This is a genomic window from Colwellia psychrerythraea (assembly GCF_000764185.1).
GTDB lineage: Bacteria > Pseudomonadota > Gammaproteobacteria > Enterobacterales > Alteromonadaceae > Colwellia > Colwellia psychrerythraea_B.
Genome location: NZ_JQEC01000002.1, coordinates 141,913 through 163,060 on the forward strand (window position 1 = coordinate 141,913; position 21,148 = coordinate 163,060).

The 21,148-nt window shown below is 38.3% G+C and carries 20 protein-coding genes and 1 riboswitch; of the genes, 5 read left to right on the top strand and 15 right to left on the bottom strand.

Going from position 1 to position 21,148, the window contains the following annotated elements; genetic code table 11:
- Positions 1-10: 10 nt before the first annotated feature.
- From GAB14E_RS21590 to GAB14E_RS21580, 4 genes are all read right to left on the bottom strand, one after another.
- A complete protein-coding gene (locus GAB14E_RS21590; protein ID WP_033080304.1) occupies positions 11-451 on the bottom strand; it encodes a hypothetical protein in 441 nt (146 codons plus the stop codon).
- A 175-nt stretch (positions 452-626) separates the two neighbouring features.
- Entirely contained in the window at positions 627-950 is a 324-nt protein-coding gene (locus GAB14E_RS0122375; RefSeq protein ID WP_052093359.1) for a DUF3325 domain-containing protein, read from the bottom strand.
- A complete protein-coding gene (locus GAB14E_RS21585) occupies positions 950-2,596 on the bottom strand; it encodes a PepSY-associated TM helix domain-containing protein (RefSeq protein WP_033080305.1) in 1,647 nt (548 codons plus the stop codon). The genes GAB14E_RS0122375 and GAB14E_RS21585 overlap by 1 nt, the downstream gene beginning before the upstream one ends.
- Entirely contained in the window at positions 2,596-2,916 is a 321-nt protein-coding gene (locus tag GAB14E_RS21580; RefSeq protein ID WP_033080306.1) for a DUF3649 domain-containing protein, read from the bottom strand. The genes GAB14E_RS21585 and GAB14E_RS21580 overlap by 1 nt, the downstream gene beginning before the upstream one ends.
- Before the next feature lie 588 nt (positions 2,917-3,504).
- On the opposite strand from GAB14E_RS21580, the gene GAB14E_RS21575 reads away from it, so the two are divergent.
- Entirely contained in the window at positions 3,505-4,185 is a 681-nt protein-coding gene (locus GAB14E_RS21575; protein WP_033080307.1) for a phosphoglycolate phosphatase, read from the top strand.
- Positions 4,186-4,222: 37 nt separating this feature from the next.
- Here GAB14E_RS21575 and GAB14E_RS21570 read toward each other — a convergent pair whose 3' ends face one another.
- The 3 genes from GAB14E_RS21570 to GAB14E_RS21560 all read right to left on the bottom strand — a co-directional run bounded on the left by GAB14E_RS21570 (position 4,223) and on the right by GAB14E_RS21560 (position 7,019).
- Positions 4,223-5,707 (bottom strand): FAD-dependent oxidoreductase, encoded by a 1,485-nt coding sequence (locus GAB14E_RS21570; RefSeq protein ID WP_033080308.1) that lies wholly within the window; start codon positions 5,705-5,707, stop codon positions 4,223-4,225.
- A gap of 148 nt (positions 5,708-5,855) precedes the next feature.
- Positions 5,856-6,077 (bottom strand): cysteine-rich CWC family protein, encoded by a 222-nt coding sequence (locus GAB14E_RS25430; protein WP_033080309.1) that lies wholly within the window; start codon positions 6,075-6,077, stop codon positions 5,856-5,858.
- A gap of 171 nt (positions 6,078-6,248) precedes the next feature.
- Positions 6,249-7,019, bottom strand: a complete 771-nt coding sequence (locus tag GAB14E_RS21560) for a PEP-CTERM sorting domain-containing protein (protein ID WP_033080310.1) — start codon at positions 7,017-7,019, stop codon at positions 6,249-6,251.
- A 371-nt stretch (positions 7,020-7,390) separates the two neighbouring features.
- Between GAB14E_RS21560 and prsT the strand changes: the two genes are divergently transcribed.
- Both prsT and GAB14E_RS21550 read left to right on the top strand, forming a co-directional pair.
- On the top strand, positions 7,391-10,192 hold the full coding sequence (gene prsT, locus GAB14E_RS21555) for an XrtA/PEP-CTERM system TPR-repeat protein PrsT (protein ID WP_033080311.1): 2,802 nt from the start codon (positions 7,391-7,393) through the stop codon (positions 10,190-10,192).
- A 127-nt stretch (positions 10,193-10,319) separates the two neighbouring features.
- Positions 10,320-10,910, top strand: coding sequence for a peroxiredoxin family protein (locus GAB14E_RS21550; protein ID WP_052093361.1), 591 nt, complete (start codon positions 10,320-10,322; stop codon positions 10,908-10,910).
- 42 nt (positions 10,911-10,952) lie between these two features.
- Here GAB14E_RS21550 and GAB14E_RS21545 read toward each other — a convergent pair whose 3' ends face one another.
- Positions 10,953-11,660, bottom strand: a complete 708-nt coding sequence (locus GAB14E_RS21545) for a lipoate--protein ligase family protein (RefSeq protein ID WP_033080548.1) — start codon at positions 11,658-11,660, stop codon at positions 10,953-10,955.
- Positions 11,661-11,704: 44 nt separating this feature from the next.
- A complete protein-coding gene (locus GAB14E_RS21540; RefSeq protein ID WP_033080312.1) occupies positions 11,705-11,911 on the bottom strand; it encodes an AbrB/MazE/SpoVT family DNA-binding domain-containing protein in 207 nt (68 codons plus the stop codon).
- A gap of 491 nt (positions 11,912-12,402) precedes the next feature.
- Here GAB14E_RS21540 and GAB14E_RS21535 point away from each other — a divergent pair, with 491 nt between their 5' ends.
- A complete protein-coding gene (locus tag GAB14E_RS21535) occupies positions 12,403-13,257 on the top strand; it encodes a delta-class carbonic anhydrase (protein ID WP_033080313.1) in 855 nt (284 codons plus the stop codon).
- A 122-nt stretch (positions 13,258-13,379) separates the two neighbouring features.
- Here the strand turns inward: GAB14E_RS21535 and GAB14E_RS21530 are convergent, their stop codons facing one another.
- From GAB14E_RS21530 to thiC, 6 genes are all read right to left on the bottom strand, one after another.
- The gene (locus GAB14E_RS21530) at positions 13,380-13,841 is read right to left on the bottom strand and encodes a methyltransferase family protein (RefSeq protein ID WP_033080314.1); all 462 of its coding nucleotides are present in this window, start codon (positions 13,839-13,841) and stop codon (positions 13,380-13,382) included.
- 45 nt (positions 13,842-13,886) lie between these two features.
- Positions 13,887-15,497 carry a thiamine phosphate synthase gene (gene thiE / locus GAB14E_RS21525; protein WP_033080315.1) on the bottom strand — a complete coding sequence of 537 codons (1,611 nt, stop codon included), beginning with the start codon at positions 15,495-15,497 and terminating at the stop codon, positions 13,887-13,889.
- A 141-nt stretch (positions 15,498-15,638) separates the two neighbouring features.
- Positions 15,639-16,436: a thiazole synthase gene (locus GAB14E_RS21520; RefSeq protein WP_033080316.1), complete on the bottom strand. Its 798-nt coding sequence runs from the start codon at positions 16,434-16,436 to the stop codon at positions 15,639-15,641.
- 5 nt (positions 16,437-16,441) lie between these two features.
- Complete coding sequence (gene thiS, locus GAB14E_RS21515) at positions 16,442-16,654, bottom strand: sulfur carrier protein ThiS (RefSeq protein WP_033080317.1); 213 nt, start codon at positions 16,652-16,654, stop codon at positions 16,442-16,444.
- Positions 16,638-17,876, bottom strand: a complete 1,239-nt coding sequence (locus GAB14E_RS21510) for an FAD-dependent oxidoreductase (protein WP_033080318.1) — start codon at positions 17,874-17,876, stop codon at positions 16,638-16,640. The genes thiS and GAB14E_RS21510 overlap by 17 nt, the downstream gene beginning before the upstream one ends.
- A gap of 100 nt (positions 17,877-17,976) precedes the next feature.
- The gene (gene thiC / locus GAB14E_RS21505) at positions 17,977-19,950 is read right to left on the bottom strand and encodes a phosphomethylpyrimidine synthase ThiC (protein WP_033080319.1); all 1,974 of its coding nucleotides are present in this window, start codon (positions 19,948-19,950) and stop codon (positions 17,977-17,979) included.
- A gap of 116 nt (positions 19,951-20,066) precedes the next feature.
- A riboswitch (TPP riboswitch) is annotated at positions 20,067-20,164 on the bottom strand.
- A 187-nt stretch (positions 20,165-20,351) separates the two neighbouring features.
- Between thiC and GAB14E_RS0122380 the strand changes: the two genes are divergently transcribed.
- Complete coding sequence (locus tag GAB14E_RS0122380; RefSeq protein WP_052093363.1) at positions 20,352-20,975, top strand: HutD/Ves family protein; 624 nt, start codon at positions 20,352-20,354, stop codon at positions 20,973-20,975.
- The last annotated feature ends 173 nt before the right edge of the window (positions 20,976-21,148 follow it).

The window sequence follows — 21,148 nt, forward strand, 5'->3', positions numbered from 1 at the left end:
TTTGTTAGCGCTAATTGTACCGATTTACTGAAAAATCAACGTCTTGCTCCTTATTCAAATCGACAATAATTGTTTCGCCACCAAAACCATGTTTATTACATTTGGCTCGTACTATTACCTTAGAAGTTGCTAATGGAATTTGGATTTTACATCGACTACGGGTAAATGGTTGCTCATTATCGTGAGGGTGGCCAAGCGTACGGTATGCAAGTGGATTACCCGCTAAGTCTATCACCTCCCAGCCGTCGGCGTAATGTTCCCAGCCTTGATCATTGTGGCGAACCGACGTATCAAAACACCAATTACCGCTAGATCTTTGAGTGGCGACAACATGGACAACCTGAGCAAAATCTAAGGAAGGGGAATAAGTATCTATATCAAATTTTGATGCAAACACTGATGGAGTAAAGACTGGTAAAAAAAACATCGATAATATTAATAGTAGTTTCATCTAATTCTAATTCCCTCTAATAATTTTTATGTAGAGGTCTTAGTAATTCCATCTACTTGGTTACTTTATAATCTACCGAAAAATGATTTAATTTCAATCTCTTAATTTCAATATTTTAGTTTTTGTGGCTATACCCACGGTTCATAAAATTCAGATGACACACTTCAACCCCCCCTTAAGCAATAAAGATACTCATGCTAGCTATTAATGATAATACAATGGCTAATTCGGGAACTATTTTTGCTCGATAGGTTAATAATAATATCAGTAATAAGGTTGCGATAGTGAGCGCACCAAATAACAGTGCAGGGCCGATAGACCAACCATACATATCGACACTTAAATAGCCGGTAAACAACAACAATAACCAAGCAAATGGCCGGAAGAATCGCACTGCCAGCATAGAAACTTCAGATTCTAACACTTGCTCTCTGTGCTTAGTCATGGCTAAACAAAATAACACCATGATAGAGAAACTTAAGCTGGTTAATACTAACATTAGCACTTCTCCTTATTCACTTGCTGCAATGGCAGTAGGCTTTCATTAGCCACTTGTACTGGTCGATTAGTTTGTTTTTCTATTTCTCTATCATTATTTGCTCGTTTACTTATCTGTAATGTTTTAAATTTATAGGCGGCGAAGGCAAAACAGCCGCCAACAAGCAATAAGGTTAAATCAAATCCCGCTAAATTCCAGTCTTGTTTGTTAAGGCTGTTGAACAGATGTTTGTCTGTAGTGAGTGCATTCACTAATGGTAGCCCTATATACACTAGTGTTGCCAATTGTAATTGCTCATACCACGCTTTAGCTGCTGGGCGGAACATCGGATAGATTAATAATATTGCCCAACTAATAAACATTACATTAGCTTCCCAATTAATTCGATTAGCCATATCAAGCGGCAACAAACGATTAGCATAAAAGTACATGGCGATGGCAATAGGCAAACCAACTATAGTACCAATATTAAGTTGCTCAACCAGTCGATAACCAAAGTCAGGACCATTGGTCTTTTTCATTTGTTTTGGTTTGCGTTTAGTTGTCCACAAAATTAAGCCTGAAGCAATCATCGCGCTGCCAATGAGACCAGTAAAAAAATACACCCAGCGGGCAACCGGGCCAGAAAATTGGCCTTCATGTAAAGAGAAGAAACCATTATGTATCATAGCCGCAACAGTATACTGCTTATGTTTTGATAGTATGATCTCACCTGTTACAGCATTTACTGTTATTTCATCGTCAGGGTTATAAGTGATATCAGTTTCGTGCCGAACAAAAAGTGCGTGGGCATTAACATCATTAGCAGCAAACATTTCAACATAACTTAATTCACTCGCCTGCCAGGTGGTTTTTGCCTGCTGGTATAAGAATGAAATATCTAACATCTTCGCGGCTTGGTTTGTTTTGTCTAAATGCACTGTTCTCGGATATATCTCTTTGCGCATTTCCCTATATTCATCTTCATTGGTTTGTAAATTAGTACTGAGCACCATGTAAGTAAAAAGGAAAAACAGTAAACCACTGTAGGTAATCATAAAGTGAAATGGCAGCGCAATAACACTTAATACATTGTGAATGTCTAACCAACCAGGCAAACCTTTTTTGGCTCTAAAGGTAAAAAAATCGGTGAATATTTTTTTATGAATAACGACACCCGTGATAACGGCAAGCAACATTAACATGCTACAAAAACCAACAATCCAATAACTAATATTGGTTGATAAATAATGTAAACGATAGTGCATTCGGTACAGTAACCGGCCACCACCAGTTGCCCTTCGCTCAACTTTATCCCCCGTATTTACATCCAATACTTTTATTTTATATTTGCCACGTTTTTTACCCGGCTCTGCTGGATGTCGCCAACCAACACGCAAGTTTTGATCTCGTATATTGGGTAGCATGATATCCCACCCATCAGCCCCCTCTGCGTGTTTTTCTAAGTAAATTTGGGCGGTATCAAGTAATTCTTCAGTACTTATTTGCTGTACTACAAAAGGTCTTTCTGGCTCCATCCAACGGGTGATTTCTTGATAAAAATAGCCTAAGCTACCGGTTAAAAACATGAAAAATAATATCCAACCAACCACTAAGCCGACCCAAGTATGAAACCACTTCATTGATTGTCTAAAATTATCTTTCATTAGCTAGCCACACCATTAAACTGCATCAACAACCAAGTTGCTACAACAAAGGAAATGGATAATTTGAGCAAACCTAACCATGCCTTTGTTGCCGTTTTCACTGAAAAAACCCACATGGCAACACAGGCGTAAACGATGAAAGTTAACATCAAACCTATGTGAATGGCTTGGTATTTGCCAACACTTGTCATAAGTAATTGGCTGATAAAAAACGAGCTTGCAGTCGCTAAGATATAACCACCTAAAGTAGCGGCTAATACTCTGGATAATACTGACCATCGTGGGCTAGAGAAATTGAGTTTATTGACAAGGTAAGGCACTATGGTTCCATGCTCGCATTGGCAAGCGCACTAGATAAAACAGTAAGTAAGAATTGCTGTTACATCTGCACATTCTTAAACATAAAAAGATTATTGCTAGCATAGCAAAAAGATAAATGTAAATCATTACCATTTAACTTACACTGGATGATTACTTGATAACTTCATTCTTGATCAATTATTTACGCTTTCACATTTGTTTGCATTTTCAAACAAATTAACCTTTATGAGTAATCGGAGCATATTTTGTTTTGCCAAAGTAGCACTAAATTTCAGGCTATATATCTAAATTTAGCCTTACTTCTCCCATACCTAATTTTATGCAAACTATGCACACTCAGAAAACGGAACCGCGGATGATACTGCCATAGAAAGATTCAGGTCGTCGATCGTAACGTCACTAAAAAACTAACCTCTTCTGGCATCGCAATCGCCAGAAATTGGCTAAAGTGAGACCTAGCCGAGTGCTATTAAACCAAGTAACCTGAACTCTGGATAAGCAGATTTTTCGATTGCGGTCATGAAATAGACTCATTTGAGTGTTAGAATAGTTGCAGAATTAGCTATTTCCCCTCCAATGAGAATTTTGTGACTCTTCAAGAAAAAAGTGTACTGTTATTCGATCTCGATGGCACCTTAGTTGATAGTGCCCCTGACCTTGCCTTAGCTGTAAATAAAACCCTTCGTGATTTAAATAAAGAAGAGTTTGATACACAAATTATTCATCACTGGGTTGGCAATGGTGCCAAGGTCTTAATTGAACGGGCATTATCTGGTTCATCTAAAATCAACGAACAATTAGACTCGGCACTTGCTCAGGATGCATTAACTATTTTCTTAGCGCATTATCAACAATGTTTATGCGTAGAATCAATTCTGTATGACGATGTAAAATCTGGCTTAGTTAGCTTAAAAAATGCTGGCTATCGCCTAGCTATTATTACCAATAAACCGACGGTATTCATTCAACCAATCTTGAGTGGTTTAGGTATCGATAACCTATTTGAATTATTAATTGGCGGCGATACCTTACCAGTGAGAAAGCCAAACCCAGCGCCGCTAAATTATGCCTTAGCGCAGCTTAAAGTTACCGCTGATCAGTGTGTGATGATTGGCGACTCGCGAAACGATATTTTAGCTGCAAAAGCGGCGAATATAGACAGCGTTGGTTTAACTTATGGTTATAACTATGGTGAAGATATCAATCAATATCAGCCAGAGTGGTGTTTTGATAGCTTTGCAGAGCTACTAGCAGCGCTGCAACGTTAATCTAATCTGGTTATCCTAGCTTGCTTTAAAGCAGGCTTTATAGGTTTTTTGCCAAAGCAATAGGGTAGTCACGCTGTTTGGCTAAGGCAATTGCCTTTTCTGTTACTTCAACTGAAGAGCATTGCTGACTTATAGGAAAATAATGTTCAGTTAGAAACTTACCTAGTTCAACCTCTGCTATTAATCCACAATCTACTAAATTTTTTAATATGGCATCCGCAGCAGCCAGCGCTGAAGAAGCTTTAACAATTTCAGTGCGGGCATAATGTTGACCATAAAAAGAGACGTCTGCTGCACGTAAGTCTGCATCTTCTCCAGGAATTTGTTGAGCGCCAAATAGTGGCTTTGCTGCGGCTTCTGCGCTGCTAAAAGTCGGGATAAACTGGGCAATATGTTCAATAGATCCTAAGGTTCTATTACTGATCAGCTGCTCAGGCCATTGTTTATCAATCTTTTCGAGAAAACGTTGTGCTAATTTGGGTTGAGCACTTTTTTGACAACTCGCCACTAAACCTTGATCAAATAGTGTGATGTCTTGGGTCATACCATGTAGTTGAAAGTAACCATCGGGATAAGGGGTTAGTTGCGCCATGCCTTGAGGGGTACCACGCTCACCATAAAAAACCACTTCAGGCCATAAACCTTGGCATTTAGACCAATGAGCAACATAAGCGGCTTTAAACTCCACCATACGTTGCCGCTTAGCACTTACCATGTCATCAATTTCACCACTTTTAAAACCACAGGCATTAATAACGTAATCATAATGATTATGTTCAATCACTTGGCTGTGTTGTTGCTGAGTCGAGACTTGCCAGCCTAAGCAATTTTCTTGTTGAGTAATGGCGATAACTTGGCTGCTAGTTTTAAGGTGACAGCTGGGCAAACGATCTATCGCTAAATTGCTAATAGCTGCAAAACGAAATGCAGATAAACCATATTCTTGCACCAGTAATAGCGGAAATTTAAGGCTTTCTAAGTCAACATTTTGTGCAAAAGCAACTAACCAATCACTGTCATTTTGTGCCACACTAGGTAGCGGTAACTCAAGTAAAACATCAAGCTCTGCTCGGGAATAAAATCTAAAATAATTTTCTGGCTCACCTAGCACTTTATTCCTGACATCTTCTGCCACTAGATCTGCATATCTAGCTCTTAGTTTCTTTAATCGAGGCAATAGATCTGTAGGTTGACCATGATCCGTTTTAGGCAAGGCAATAAGTGTTGGCCGAATATTAACGCTGTGCGGGTATACTTTAACGGTATCTATCGATTGTTGTAATAACGTGAGGCACTGTTGATCACAAATTTCACGGTACAAATTACCACCAGCATGCAAATGGCAAATAGGTGGGCCATTAACTAAGCTAGGGCCTTTTTCTATTAGCGTGGTATCTAACCCTAATTCAGCAAATCGCAAAGCTATTGTAGAGCCAGCAACTCCACCACCGATAATGGCAATTTTGGCTTTTGAACTGAGAATTGGCTGATGTACTGCTCGGCTTGCTTGGGCTTTATTCATAAAGGTGACAATAAAATTGTTTTCATAGCAAACATTTTACTATCCTGAGCGTTACTTTCGTAGTACTAAATCATAAATAATTGTTGTTCGCATGTGTCTTTCTTTTTACACCGCTTAAAATTGTCTTTATTTAGGCCATTTATTACTGTTATTCCTCTTTTCTGACAATTTTTGATGTTTGCTGCTGATTATAATGCTCAATACAGCTATTACAAATACAAGTCTTTGCCTTAAACTCGACAGGAACTTGCGCTAGCAGTGCTGCTGGCACTTTGGTATTCATACACCAGCAACCCTTGTTAGACTTAACATCGCAACGATTACTTTGTTTACATAGAGGACAAATACTGTCATTCACTCGTTTAATCATAGTTGCTCAGTTCACTGGAATAGACTATTGCTCTTACAACATTGAACTAATTACTCATTGCAGTGTTAAAGAAAACTGACTTCATTATACCAAAAATTTAAATTCAGGCATAAAAAAACGACCCGAAGGTCGCTTTAGCCATATACTCGATTTATAAAATAAAAAGAATATTTAAGCTGAAAAATCATTCGCTTTAGTTTTACGGCTTTTAGCCATAAAGCCTAAGGCTATTAACATAAGTAATAAAGTTGTTGGCTCAGGTACGCTAGTAGGTCGGTTAACACTTACTACGCCATCTACTACATCGTTTGCACATGACATAGCCCAGCTAAATGCTAATTGTGAAGCATTTTGAAATGCATCAATACCATTTACGTTAAAGCTAAAACTAATCAGGTCATAATTATCACGATTAGGTCCAGTATTTTGTCTATCTACAGACCAAGCGCTTTGTTGCCCTGTACCTATAGTATTACCTGCTACAACCTGACCATCTTGAACCTGGCTAGAGTTATTATGATATTCTTTAGCGGATACCGTTGAACCTATCTCAGTAAAAGTACCAGTATTATTCCAGTGATCTTGACTGTAATATTGGGTACGTTCTCTATCAGCATCGGATAATACAAAAGCGTAGTCAAATGGAGAGCTTGCACCGCCAGTACCAATAAGAAGATCGCCTAAGACGATATTACCATTGCCATAGCCAGTACTATATTCATTATTGTAATCAACAAAGTTAGTATAAATATCAACAGTAATTAAACCATCACTTGCCCATTGAACATCCATTTTATCAATTTCATATTTCCAACCACCAACAGCATCATTATTAGCATCATCGATCGTTGTATCAACGAGAAAGTCAGCAGCAAATACGTTAGCAGATGAAAATAACGCGGTTATTGCAAAAATTTTAAATACATTTTTAATTAAAGTCATAGTCTTAATACTTTATCACTTTCAAATTTAGGGTAAGGAGTTTGTGTTTATTCAACACAAATCATTAGTCGACCAATGTTAAAGCAATTATTGTTCCAACAATTCAATGTCGCCATTTAACAACACCTTAGACATATTACGTTGCAACACCTATCGAGTAAAGCATTCTGCTGTAAAAAAACCTGACAAGACAATTAATAACTTTAACGAGCTATATAAATATATTTTTCAACAAAGTTACTATCAATGTTACTATTTTCCCAATGAATATCTTTCAATAGATTTACACTTAATTCATATGGCGAAGAACCTGGCTAAGTTAACTAGGGTTGGTAATGGCCGTATAAACAGATCATTAAAATCGGTATCACATGAATATAAAAAACAGCCTTCTGGCGACACTACTCTCTTTGACCTTTATATCCGGCTTCACTTTCGCAAGTGAAAGCCTTGACGCGAGTTATGAAAAAGCCTTAATCGCTTTTCAAAATGAAGAGTTTTCCAGTGCTATTATTCATTTAAAGAATATTATTCAAGAAAACCCTCAGCACATGCCATCCCGTGTATTAATGGCACAAATACTTATCATGCAAGGCAACGGCTCCGCTGCACAAATTGAGTTAGACCGAGCACGCGATGGTAAAGTTGATAACGACCGATTAATAACCTTGTACGGGCATGCTTACATACTGCAAGGCCAATACGATAAAGCATTAAAAGTCGCTAAGCTTGGTCAGCGAAATGAAAAAATTGAAAGTGAATTGTTACTCATCAGAGGGCAAGCTTATATTGGCAAAAAGCAATTTAAGTTAGCCGATAAAGCATTTATTAGCGTATTGCAGTTAAAACCCAAAAATCAAATGGCTTTGTTAGGTCGTGCACAAATCGCACTACAAGAATCAAAAGTTAACCAAGCTCTGAGTTACATAGACTTATCTCTTGCGAGTGTTAAGCCTTTCGTTAATGGTTGGGTGTTAAAATCAAAAATATTGCACCGCTTAGGCGATCGCCAAGGTGCATTACTTGCTATCAATGAAGCACTAAAAATTAATGAAAAACACCTTTCTGCACGTTTAACTAAAGCGATGCTGCATATAGAATTAAAAGAATATCAACTGGCAGTGCCTCATGTAGATTATATTCTTAGTGAAATACCTAATGAGCCTAGAGCTGGTTATTTGAAAGCTATTATCAATGCCAGTCTACCTAGTACTGATAAAGATGCTTCAGATAACGACAAACTCTCTGAAGTCATTGCCACTTTGTCCGCAGTACCGTCAGAAGTAATGAGAAATACCCCAGATTATTATTTTCTAGCTGGCCTAACCAACTTTCAGTTTGGTAATTTAAATGATGCCCATCGCTATCTAAGCTATTACCTAAATTATGTTGAATACGATATAGACTCTGTCCGTATGATCGCCAGTATTGAAATAGAGCAAGGTGACTTAAATTCAGCACGCCATTTATTGACTAAAACTAATGTCGCTCGCCCAAACAACCCTGATATTTTAACACTACTTGGCTTAACTTATTTGCGATTAGAAGACAGTAGCAAGGCCCAGTTTTACTTTGAAAAGGTGGTTGATAGCTACCCTAATTCAACGATTAGCGTCAGTAATTTAGCCCGTAGTAAAATGCAGTCGGGTGATTATAAAGCAGCAATAAACGCACTGTCAGCGATTAAAGATAACGAAATTAATGGTACTCAAATCAAGTTACTACTTATTGAGTCATACCAAAATACAAAAAAATATACTTTAGCCATTGATGTCGCCAAAGATTTAATCAAAGAATTTCCTGAAAATAGTTTTTTTCAACAACGTATCGGCATGCTGTATGGTTTAAACAGACAACTGCCCGAAGCTAGAGCTGCGTTTGAACAAGCCCTAGTGTTAAATGAAGCAAATATTATTGCTATGGTACATTTAGCGCGTATGCATAATATTGTTGGTGATTATGATAAAGCGCTGAGTTTTCTTCAGGCTAAACTCGCCTTATTTGAACATAACACCTTAATAATGACTGAAATATCTGACAGTTATTTATTTAAAAAAGATATTAAAAATGCAAAGGTTTGGATACAAAAGTCCTATGCGCAAGACCCAAATGACTTTTACGTGGTATTAAAGTTAAGTCGCATTCTAACCAAGCAAAATAGGCTTGATGAAGCCATTGATTTAATCGATGGTTTTATTGGCCAACACCGGAGAGAGCCAGAGCCGTTACTCACTATTGCGAAGCTATATCAGCAACAAAATAAGCACCAACAAGCTGTACTTGCCTTACGGGATTATGTAGAAAAATCTCGGAAAAAAGCACCTGCCCTTATCATTCTTGCCAAAGCACAGTTAAAAGCCAAAGATAATGCGGGTGCAGTAAAATCGTATAAAAAAGCCATTATCGCTAATGATACATTTCTTCCTGCTTATTTAGGCTTGGTAAATCTGACCATTAAAAATAAAAATGAAGCTTTTGCCTTAAGTCTAATCTCATCGATTGCTGACATTACACAGAGTAGCAGCTTAACATTGGTACTTAAGGGTGACCTATACCTTGCCTTAGGTGACAGTAATCAAGCCATTAAATTTTATCAAAACGCTTTACGTAAGTCGGATCAAAAACAAGCCATTCTTGGTTTATATCGAAGTTATAAACAACAAGATAAAACCAGCAAGGCGATAAAGCCTTTGAAAAATTGGTTATTAAAATACCCAGATGACATGCTGGTGGCTATCGCTTTAGCAGACAGTTACAAAGGTAGTAAACAGTTACAAAAATCCGCAGAGAATTATCAACTATTGATGACAAAGTTTGGGCCATTACCCATTCTATTAAACAATGCCGCTAGTGTTGAATTTAGTTTAGGTAATACCGAAAAAGCTAAACAATATGCCCAGCAAGCCTATGATTACTTGCCTGAAAACGTCGCTATAATTGATACCCTAGCCTGGATAAAAAGTCGATTAGGTGAACATAAACAAGCTGTTGCATTATTTCGACTAGCACTAACAAAAGACTTTGATAATGCTGAAGTTAAATATCATATCTCAGTAACTCTTTATGCTTTATCGAGAAAAGTTGAAGCTAAAAAACAATTAATTGAAGCCGTTGATAGTGAGCAGAACTTTCCTGAGAAAAAAGCCGCTGCGGCATTATTAAAAACCTGGTAATTCAAGGTTAAAAGTTAACTAGGTTCCCTTTACAGCTACTTTCTTAAAACAAGTTAGTAGCTTTATTGAAATTTTTATACTGCAATACGGTCTTTTAAGCCAGAATCCACAAAAGACTGTAACCTGAATGAACATTAGAACTGAATTAACCTTCCATCGCAAAGCAGTAATTTCACTTTTATTATCACTCTTATTTTTAACTAACAGTGCCATTGCCAACACTATCTCGAATGTCGGTCCCACTCTCAACCAAAAAGCGCCGATAATATCAGTTCTGAATACTCAACTCAAAGCTGTCAATATTAGTCAGCTAAGTGGTAAACAAGGTCTCATTATCTTATTTTTCCGCTCTGCCGATTGGTGTCCTTTTTGTAAAAAACACCTCATTGAATTGAACAATCAAGCTGAAGATTTTACCAAATTAGGTTACGGCTTAGCCGGAATTTCTTATGATAATACTGATATATTGAAAAAATTCGCAAGACAACAAAATATCAGTTTTCCATTATTATCAGACCAGAATGTACGAACTATGTCAGCCTATAATATTCTCAATAAAGAATATTCGCTAGGTGATGATAATTACGGTATTCCGTATCCAGGGGTAGTAGTCATTGATAACCAAGGTAAGGTAATTCATAAACATTTTTTCAAAGGTTATAAAAAGCGCGTCAGATTTAGCGATCTGTATCTACAGCTAAAAAATGTAGATAAGTAATAGTTATTTCTCTTTTCAGTGAGGATTTTATCAGCCTTGCTGTTATTGGTATAAACCACTATCTACAAACGCTTGAGTAAGCTGCTGGTATAACTGGTCTATGGTAGGCCGCTCACTAATATTGCCAAAAAGCGTAGTATGAACTTGCGCTTTTACTCGTTCTTTTTTATCCGATAATTTATAACATAGGTTTACCGGTTTTATCATCTCAGCTAACAACACATCAATAAGTATAAAAGCCTGTGCTAATACTATTTTTCCACCGCCTTTTTTTAGTATAACCCGCTGAGCGGTACCAACAATTTTCTTGCCATTTATATTGATATTGTAATCACCATCACAGTAAGAGAACTCGGTCGCATGTGTTTGGCTAACTAAGTTAAATTGACGAAAAAATCCATGCAATACTGTGCATAGGTTTTCATAAGCTTGGGGGATTGAGTACTGTGTATCGTTTGGCCAAGTATAAAGGTGAGATAAATTAATAACACCCGGACATTGCGGCACTGGTGCACCACCCGTTTTTCTTGAATACAGCAACCAATGCTCATTTGATAAAGCTTGAATCAAATTCTCAGATTCTGGCCACTTTTTCCCCGCAGGCAATACTAAAGTTGCTTGCTTGGCTTGCCAGAGCATCAGACATTGCTTGAGTTGGCCAGATTGTATTTGGGCAATAAGCTGGGTTTCTTTATCAAAGACATTATCAACAGAAACCTGTTTATAACGTAGTAATTTATCACGATTCATGTTCATTTTTTACGCTATACTTACCCATATTTACGTCGCTACCTTTAAGCGTCTTCTTCGTGCATTTGACCATCAATTAGCATCATTAGCTCAGCAGACTTTTCATCATGTTTAGTTAAGCAATAACTGCCATCAAACATATTCTCTAAAAAGATAGTCTCCCCTTCACTGGTTTGTAATTGTTTTAGCACCTCTGGTGGCAGTTCGACTCCCACTCCCCCACCAACTGCCTGTATTTTCAGTTCAATCATAATAATACTCCTAATTAAATACCAGACATATCAGATAAAGTTTCTATGCCTTCAACATTAAAATTATAGCTGGCTATTTTTCACTCACAATATTGATTATTTACCCGTATTCACGATATTTAAAGCTATCAGCCGCTAACAAACGCCATAACATTAAATATTACAGTAATTACAATTCTTAACATATTAGGCGGTTTATAGCAGGGTAGTGCTAGTGTCTAACCTCACGTTTTGCTGTAGCATACTTAATCATTAACTTATGATGAAAAGCAATAAAAAACAAAGCGTAAGATTGTTTATTTGTGCAATTTAACCAATAGAGATGACTTGTAGTTTTATCATTTACCCACTATATAATAACAGCGAAGAATGGCTTTTTTTCATATGATAAACCGTAAGATACTATCTACTTTGACTTAAGAGTGGAGAAAATAATTAAGTAATGCTATTCGCCGTAAGTAACCCGTTAATCAACAACCTTAAGGGAAAACATGAAAACAAAGATTATTGCATTGGCTATTGCCAGCACATTAATACCTCTAGTAGCTTGCGCTGGTAGTGATCACGATAACGTTTCTAATCAAGTTATAGAAAAGCAACGTGCTATGTTAGAAATAAAAACGGACGGTAAAGGTTTCGGTCCGCAATCACCACGCGATCTTAGCTCTCATCAAGGTAGCAATGCCCGTATATTTGGTGAGGCACCTGCATATCAAGACATGAATCTTTGTAATATCCACTTTCATAAAAATGCTGAACATAAAGGTGGTGAGTTTAACAAATATGCAGGAAATGGCACTGGTACTGGTTATCAATCGGGTTTCGTTTACTCAGGAAAGCTAAGCAGCAGTGAAACCAAAAAGATTGACAAAGACATTTGTCCTAGTCCACACGGCGGTCTATTTCCTGGTGATACTATTGAAGTACATTATGTTCACTCAACCGCTCTTGCAAAACCTGGTCATACATTAGGTGCCTGTTTAGGTGAATCTATCACCAATATACAAGCCCGCGTAGAAACACAGGTTTATGTGCTAGTGAATGATAAAAGTGCTTTAGACTTTGGTAACTTAACTAAACATGCGGTAGTGAATGGTAAACATCAGGCATTAAACATTCCAAATAACACTGGAACAGCAATTCAGTATGCCGGTTCTACTACTGGACCTAGTTACAATGAAAAAGCCTCACCATTTCAAATTTCTTGGAGTGTTCGTCCTAAAGTTGCAAAAGTTAATATTGAAACAGTGGGAGAGTGGTGTAAAGGTAACGCCTTTAAAGAAGATCATGCTCATGGTGTAAGAAACTTAGTGACCAATCCAAAATTATTGTCACAAATGAAATAAGTTATAGAAAGTTATTAATACTTTCTATAATATTTTTCTATACAGTATAAAAAAGGGGAAGTGCAGTAATGCCCTTCCCCTTTTAATGTGTAAATATTTCGTGTTTTATTTGCAATAAATTATTATAACCAAGGGCGAACTTGTTTTTTATAATTGATAAATTCATCCTTAAATATCTTAATTAGTGCTCGCTCTTCTGGCATGATTTGAAAACGTTGAATATACGCAACATACACGGCAATTAGAGCTACTCCCCAAGCTGACTCCAAATAACTTGTCCAAGCAAATAAAAACGCAACAAAACCGACATACATAGGGTTTCTGGAAAATTGATAAATCCCCGAAGTAACTAACGAACTTGCCGTATCAGGCTTTAGTGGATTTACCGTAGTTTTAGCCAATCGAAAAGAGACTGCGCCAGCCAAAGCGAAAAAAGCACCGCTAAGAGTAAAGACAGCTACCAAAGCCATTTTTATGGTACTAGTAAGGGTAATCAGCGGTGTTAAGGTACTTAACCACCACATGCCAGCGGCAGTTAATAAAGCCACTAACGGTGGTGGGATCTTATTTTCTAAAAATTTCATTATTATCCTTAATGAACAGTTTTTGGCTTTGATCGAATTAAGATATTAAGCGCTATGACATTGTAATGCTATAGCTTGTATTTTAGCTACGGCCTGCTCAGGTGATATACCGTGTGACTTTTCTGCTTCAGTTATTGCTGTAACTACGGCAATGCTTTCTACGCCTGTTTCGACCACTTTAGCTGCGCGTTCAAGGGTAATACCGCCAATAGCCACTACGGGGGTTTGTTGCTCATTTTCAGGTCGTAAAGCTAAAACTTGCCTTAAGTTATCAAGACCTTGAATTTGCCCGGTCATGTCTTTGGTTTTGGTGGGGAAAATAGCGCCAATGGCTAAATAAGAGGGCTGTAATTGCTGCGCTAATAAGAATTCATAACAGCCATGAGTACTGATACCTAGGCGTATACCCGACTGTTGAATAGCAACAAGATCTGCTTCAGCTAGATCTTCTTGGCCAATATGCACGCCATAAGCGCCATGTTTAATGGCCAGTTGCCAATAATCATTAATGAACAAGCGAGTACCATAGTCTTTAGCCAACTCTACCGCTTCAATGATTACTTGCTCTAACTCGTTTTCAGCTAAATTTTTCACCCGTAACTGAATAATCTCTAAACCTAATGGTAATAAGCGTTTTAACCAATATAACGAGTCAATTACTGGGTATAAAGCAAGTTTTTTATCGTTAAGTTCTAAAGAGTTAAATGCTGGTAAGTTATGGTATTGCACACTTACTTGCTCAACAACTTTAGGAAAAAATTGAGCCTCACGTGGCCAACCTTGCTGCTCAAATGCACCATAATATTGATGACAGTGCAATTCACTTATTTGCTCACTAGCGCTTAAACCCTGATTGACAAAGGCTTTGGCTAGGGTAAAAGCATCGCGAATTAAATAACCATGAGCTAAAAATGAAGAGAGTGCGGTAGCAAAGCTACAACCGCCACCATGACTGTAATGTGTATTTACACGAGGTGAACTAAGTTGATAGCTAATAACTTGATGTAACTTTTCTTGGTTATCTTGTTTTTCCTCACTGAGCTGGTTAAGTTGGTGATAACAGTAATCAATGGCTAAGCCATTATCTTTTTCACTATGGCCACCTTTAACGATAATACTAGTGATCGAGTAATCATCATAAATTTTCTTTGCAAGTTTTTCGACTGCTGCATCTTGAGCTACCTGATCAAAGCGCGCTAAGCTTTTTGCTTCCATCAAGTTCGGTGTTATCACGTCAACTTGCCGTAATAATGGCGTGAGTTGTTCTAAAGTTATAGCGCTGAAGCTACCACCAACACTGGCTTGACCAACAGGGTCATAAACCACAATCAAATTGCTATCAGTTTTCTTGGCGTTTATTATTAATTGCCTTAACCATACTACTTGCTCAACATTAGCGACTAAGCCAATTTTGATGACCGATGGCGGTTTGTCAACAATTAACACTTCGAACTGGTGCTGTAAAATATCAATCGGAACGGGATTTACTGAGATTAATTTCGATGAATTTTGTACTGTATTAGCCGTGATAAGGTGACAGACTTCAACGCCCAATCCATGCCCTGTTTTAATATCAGCAGCAATACCAGCGCCACCAGAGCAGTCACTGCCAGAAATGGTCCAGATTATTGGTTTTTTCTTATTAAGCTTAGTCATCAATGTCTTATACTTTAAAAGTTAAAATACAAATAGCTTAAAGGCTAAGTTAGTTGACACTAATGCAAGGCGAATACGCGGAGCCTAGTTTACTAGGTGTAGCATATTCAACGCCGCAGTAGCGTTAAATAACAAAGTCATTTAACTATTTTGGTGCCAAAACGGTGTATCAAGTGTCGGCGTTGAAGGGTGGGCGGTCTGTCTTTGTTGCATTATACCAGCGACATAACCTTGCGCACCTGCTTGCAGTGCTTGGCCAAACGCTTTTGCCATCAATACCGGATTATCTGCTAGTGCCACTGCACTATTTAACAATACGCCGTCATAGCCCATTTCCATGGCTAAACAGGCATCCGATGGTTTGCCAATACCTGCATCTAAGATCAAAGTAGCTTCAGGTAAACGTAAGCGAATAGTTTCTAGATTATAAGGGTTCATCAGCCCTTTACCTGTACCAATTGGCGATGCCCAAGGCATGATCACTTGACAGCCTAAGTCATATAGGCGCTGACATAACACAAGATCATCAGTGCAATACGGCAGTACTTTAAAGCCATCAGCAATGAGTTGTTCTGTAGCATTCAACAATTCTATGGGATCTGGCTGTAAGTTATAATCATCGCCAATAACTTCCAACTTAATCCAGTCAGTTTTAAAAATCTCACGGCTCATCTTTGCTAAGGTTACCGCTTCCTTAGCTGTTTTACAGCCTGCAGTATTTGGCAGTAAATGGCCATTAGTTTGCGCCACTATTTCTTGTAAATAATGCCAAATTTGCTGACCCGATTTTTCAGCTGGATTCTGTCTTTTTAGCGACAGCGTGACAACTTGTGAGCCACTGGCCAGAATCGCTTGTTTCATTACGTGTGGTGAAGGATATAAAGCACTACCAATAAGCAAACGACTATCTAGATTTTGTCCATAGATATTCAATGACATTACACTTAACCTCCCTGAATCGGTTGTAATACATCAAGGCTGTCGCCATTTTTTACCATAGTAGTGTCGTAATCTGTTCTACCGACAAAATCACCATTAAGCGCCACTGCAAATGTACTTTGTTGCGGCTCAATAAAGTGTAAAGTTAACGCTGAACTGACACTAATATGTGTTTCATTACTTAGTGGATAGGCTTTTCCGTTAATATGAATGTTCATAAGATGGCTCTTGTTTATTTATGCTTACGGACTTCTCTACAGGTAACAGCTCTGCATAAGGTAAAGGGCTATTACTAGAGTTTAGTTGATTAGCGATAACAGTTAGGGTTTGTTCAAGCACCACGGGAGCAATTAAAAAACCGTGACGAAATAAACCATTTACTTGAATAAGTGAATCTTGCACGGTAATTTTAGGCTGGTTATCACTAAAGGCTGGCCGACATTGACTCACGTGTTGACGGATATTGGCTTCAGCAAAGCCTGGATGCACACTATACGCAGCACTGAGTAATTCCATTGCTGAACGAACTGTCATTGCCGAGTTATCATCACTTTCAATTTCAGTTGCACCCACCACATAAAAACCTTTACCTTTTGGCGCGATATAAAGCTGATATCTTGGGTGCATTAATCTTATTGGTCTTGAAATGTTGACATCAGGCGCGAATAGCTGAAAGAGTTCACCTCGAACCGATCGCAAATCAACCAATGGAGCGCAAGCACTCGAGCTATTTTTACTGGTTGCCCCTGTACCTCGACAATCAATGACTAGATCAAAATGTTGGCTGTGCTTATCGCCACATTGAACATAACTTACCGTACTGCCCTCTGTAGAAGTATTGATTTCAACTACTTCACATGCACTTAACCAATTCAGCTTATTGCCTGAGCTATTATTACCCGAAACTGCCTGCTGACTTTCTTTCTCAAGTTGTTTACGCAGTGCTACTAATAAACGGCGATTACCCAGCTGCCCTTCTTGAGGAAGATATAAACCTTGGTTAAAACTTCGGCCAATTTCTGGCTCTAGCGCCAATAATGCTTGTCGATCTAATCTATGTAACTCATGCTCTGGATAATTACTACTAAGATGTCTAACAAAGCGTTGATAGTCACCTTTATCTTGCTCATGACTTACCATGATGGCACCAGTTTGTTGAAAAAAAGTATATTCATCCAAACTGTCGATCAAAGTCGGCCATAAACGTAATGACTCAAATCCCATACTAACGATATTGGGCTCACAATGAAGTGATTCTCCTAATGGCGTTAATAAGCCAGCAGCAGCATAAGCTGCACTGTTATGGGCGAGTTTATTATCTCTATCAAATAAAGTAATACTTACGCTTTCTGGCTGTATGTCGCCAGGCTGTTCACCTCGAAGTAAAGAAAGAGCGAGTAATCGCCCCATCAATCCTGCGCCAACAATGGCAATATTCATCTTTTATCTTCTGCCTATTTTCACATTATTGTCATCCCCGAAATTTATTCAGGGTGACAATGGATATCCGATTAAAAACTTCGGATACGACGAAATAAAGCTAATCAGCTAATTGATAGATTTCACTACCCGTAGCTTTAAACTCAGCAGATTTTTCTTGCATCGCTTTTTCAATAGCTTCGTCAGACGTTATCGTTACGGTTTCATCAAGCAATTGAATTTTGATGGCATTTTTATCAAGGTTAGCAGCGTATTCTCGTACTTCTTGTGAGATTTTCATCGAACAGAATTTCGGTCCACACATAGAACAGAAATGCGCTACTTTACCTGACTCTTGTGGCAAGGTTTCATCATGGTAAGCTTTAGCTGTTTCTGGGTCTAAACCAATGTTAAATTGATCGTACCAACGGAACTCAAAACGCGCTTTAGACATAGCATTGTCACGAATTTGTGCACCTGGATGACCTTTAGCCAAATCACCGGCATGGGCAGCAATTTTATAAGTCATCAACCCTTCTTTAACGTCTTCTTTGTTTGGTAAACCTAAATGTTCTTTTGGCGTTACATAACAAAGCATGGCACAACCGTACCAACCAATGTTAGCGGCACCGATACCAGAAGTAATATGGTCATAACCTGGGGCAATATCCGTAGTTAATGGACCTAAAGTGTAGAAAGGTGCTTCACCACAGTGCTCAATTTGCTCTTCCATATTTTCTTTAATCATATGAAGTGGCACATGACCTGGCCCTTCAATGATCGTTTGTACATCATGCTGCCAAGCAATTTTAGTTAATTCACCTAAAGTATGTAATTCAGCAAATTGCGCTTCATCGTTTGCATCAGCCACAGATCCTGGACGTAAGCCATCACCTAAAGAGAATGATACGTCGTACTGTTTTAATATTTCACAGATATCTTCAAAGTGAGTATATAAGAAGTTTTCTTTATGATGCGCTAAACACCATTTCGCCATAATTGAACCACCACGCGAAACAATACCGGTAACACGTTTAGCTGTCATAGGTACATAACGTAAAAGAACACCCGCATGAATAGTGAAATAATCGACACCTTGCTCTGCTTGCTCAATTAAGGTATCACGGAAAATTTCCCACGTTAGGTCTTCTGCTACGCCGTTTACTTTTTCAAGCGCTTGGTAAATTGGTACTGTGCCAATTGGTACAGGCGAGTTACGCATGATCCATTCACGTGTTTCATGAATATTACGGCCAGTAGATAAATCCATTACCGTGTCAGCGCCCCATTTTGCTGACCATACTAGTTTTTCTACTTCTTCTTCAATAGAAGAGGTCACTGCTGAGTTACCAATGTTGGCGTTAACTTTAATTAAAAAGTTACGACCAATGATCATAGGTTCACATTCTGGGTGATTAATATTTACTGGAATGATCGCGCGACCGCGAGCCACTTCATCACGAACAAATTCAGCGGTGATTTGCTCTGGTATGCTAGCACCAAAAGATTGACCTTTATGTTGTAGCAACAAGGTTGCATCTTTTACTTCTTCACGTTTTAAGTTTTCTCGAATCGCGATGTATTCCATCTCAGGAGTGATGATACCTTGGCGAGCGTAATGCATTTGCGTGACGTTTTTACCTTTTTTAGCGATGCGCATTTGAGGTAAATGTTCAAAACGAATACTGTCAACACCTTCATCGGCAAGACGTTGCTGGGCGAACTTAGAGCTATTAGATTCTAAAAATTCGACATCACCACGCGCATCAATCCATGACTCACGCAGGCGTGGAATACCTTGGTGTACATTAATTTCAACATTTTCGTCGGTATAAAACCCTGAAGTATCATAAACACATAGCGGTTCATTTTTTTCATAAACGGCCTTGTCTTTACTACCACTAACTAAAGTATCCGATAAGCTTATTTCACGCATACCCACTTTGATATCGTGGATCTTACCTTGAACATAAACTTTCTTGGAATTAGGAAAAGATTGATCGGAAACATTTTTTAAAAATGCTTCTGCCGCCTCACGTTTTTCACGTCGTGTTTGTGGCTTTTTAGTTTGTTCGTTTGTAGCTTGGTCGCTCATGGTCGCACCTTGTTTTTGTTTTTCTGCAGCAAAGCAAGAAAATGATAAAAATAGGCGGAGTTTTTAGCTAAAGAAGAGGGTCAAATAGTATAGTTTATCCCCTAGGACTCAGGGTTTAATTGCTCTCTCTTGTTTCCTACGCAGATATTAATCTGATCAGGTTTTACGGATCCCGCTTACGCGATCTCAGCCTTTGGCACTCCGACAAGTGTTGCGCTTACTAATGTTCTTACTTGATTCAATAAGCGCAGACAGATTCTAACGTGAGCTGAGCAGATAGTGCAAGCGCTAAAATAATTAGCTCTACAAATCAGACCACTGACAAAGCAGAGCACAAATAACCATTGCCTCTGTGAATAAGCTAGGTAATATGAGCAAAAACCTACCCTTAAGACACCGCTATGTTAACAATACTTTCTCCTGAAAAATTTAAAACCATCCCATGGAAAAACGGGTTAGGCCATACCACTGAATTAGCCATTAGCGAAGGTGGTAGTTTAGACAGTTTTGATTGGCGACTCAGTATTGCCAGCGTGGTCAATGATGGTGACTTTTCAAACTTTGCCGGTTATCAGCGTAATTTGGTCTTAATCGAAGGTGAAGGCTTAACATTAGATCATCGTAACGGTGATATTGATAACTTAACTAACTTACTTGATATCGCTCATTTTGATGGTGGCTGTAATACCCACGGCGCACTCGTCAATGGTGGCATTAAAGACTTCAATATAATGACTAAGCAAGCCTCATTTTCTGCAGAAGTTAACTGTTATGTTGAACAACAAAAAGTCATCATAAACTTATCAACTGATAGCTTAGTTTTTGCTTACAGTCTCTCGGATGAAATGATGATCAACACCTCTGACAATGAAGTTGGTAAAGTACCTGTTGCACACCTTGCCAAATTACATGTTAACCAATCCGCCAAAGGCACTGAGCGATTAAACGCCGCTGTTACCGGAAAAAACATCCTAATAATTGAGCTAGAGCCAAAAAAAACAATTAATTTCTTAATGACCAGTTAATAGCTTTGTAACTTTAACACCACGTATATTGCTTCAGCTTGTAAATTAGTTTTTGCTCGTTTAATGGCTTCAGACATAATTTTTTGATCATAATTGTGGCTGATAACCTCATCAATGACAGCGTCATAATCAGGATGTGATTGAGGTTAACAGGTGTTAATTTTTCCATGCGT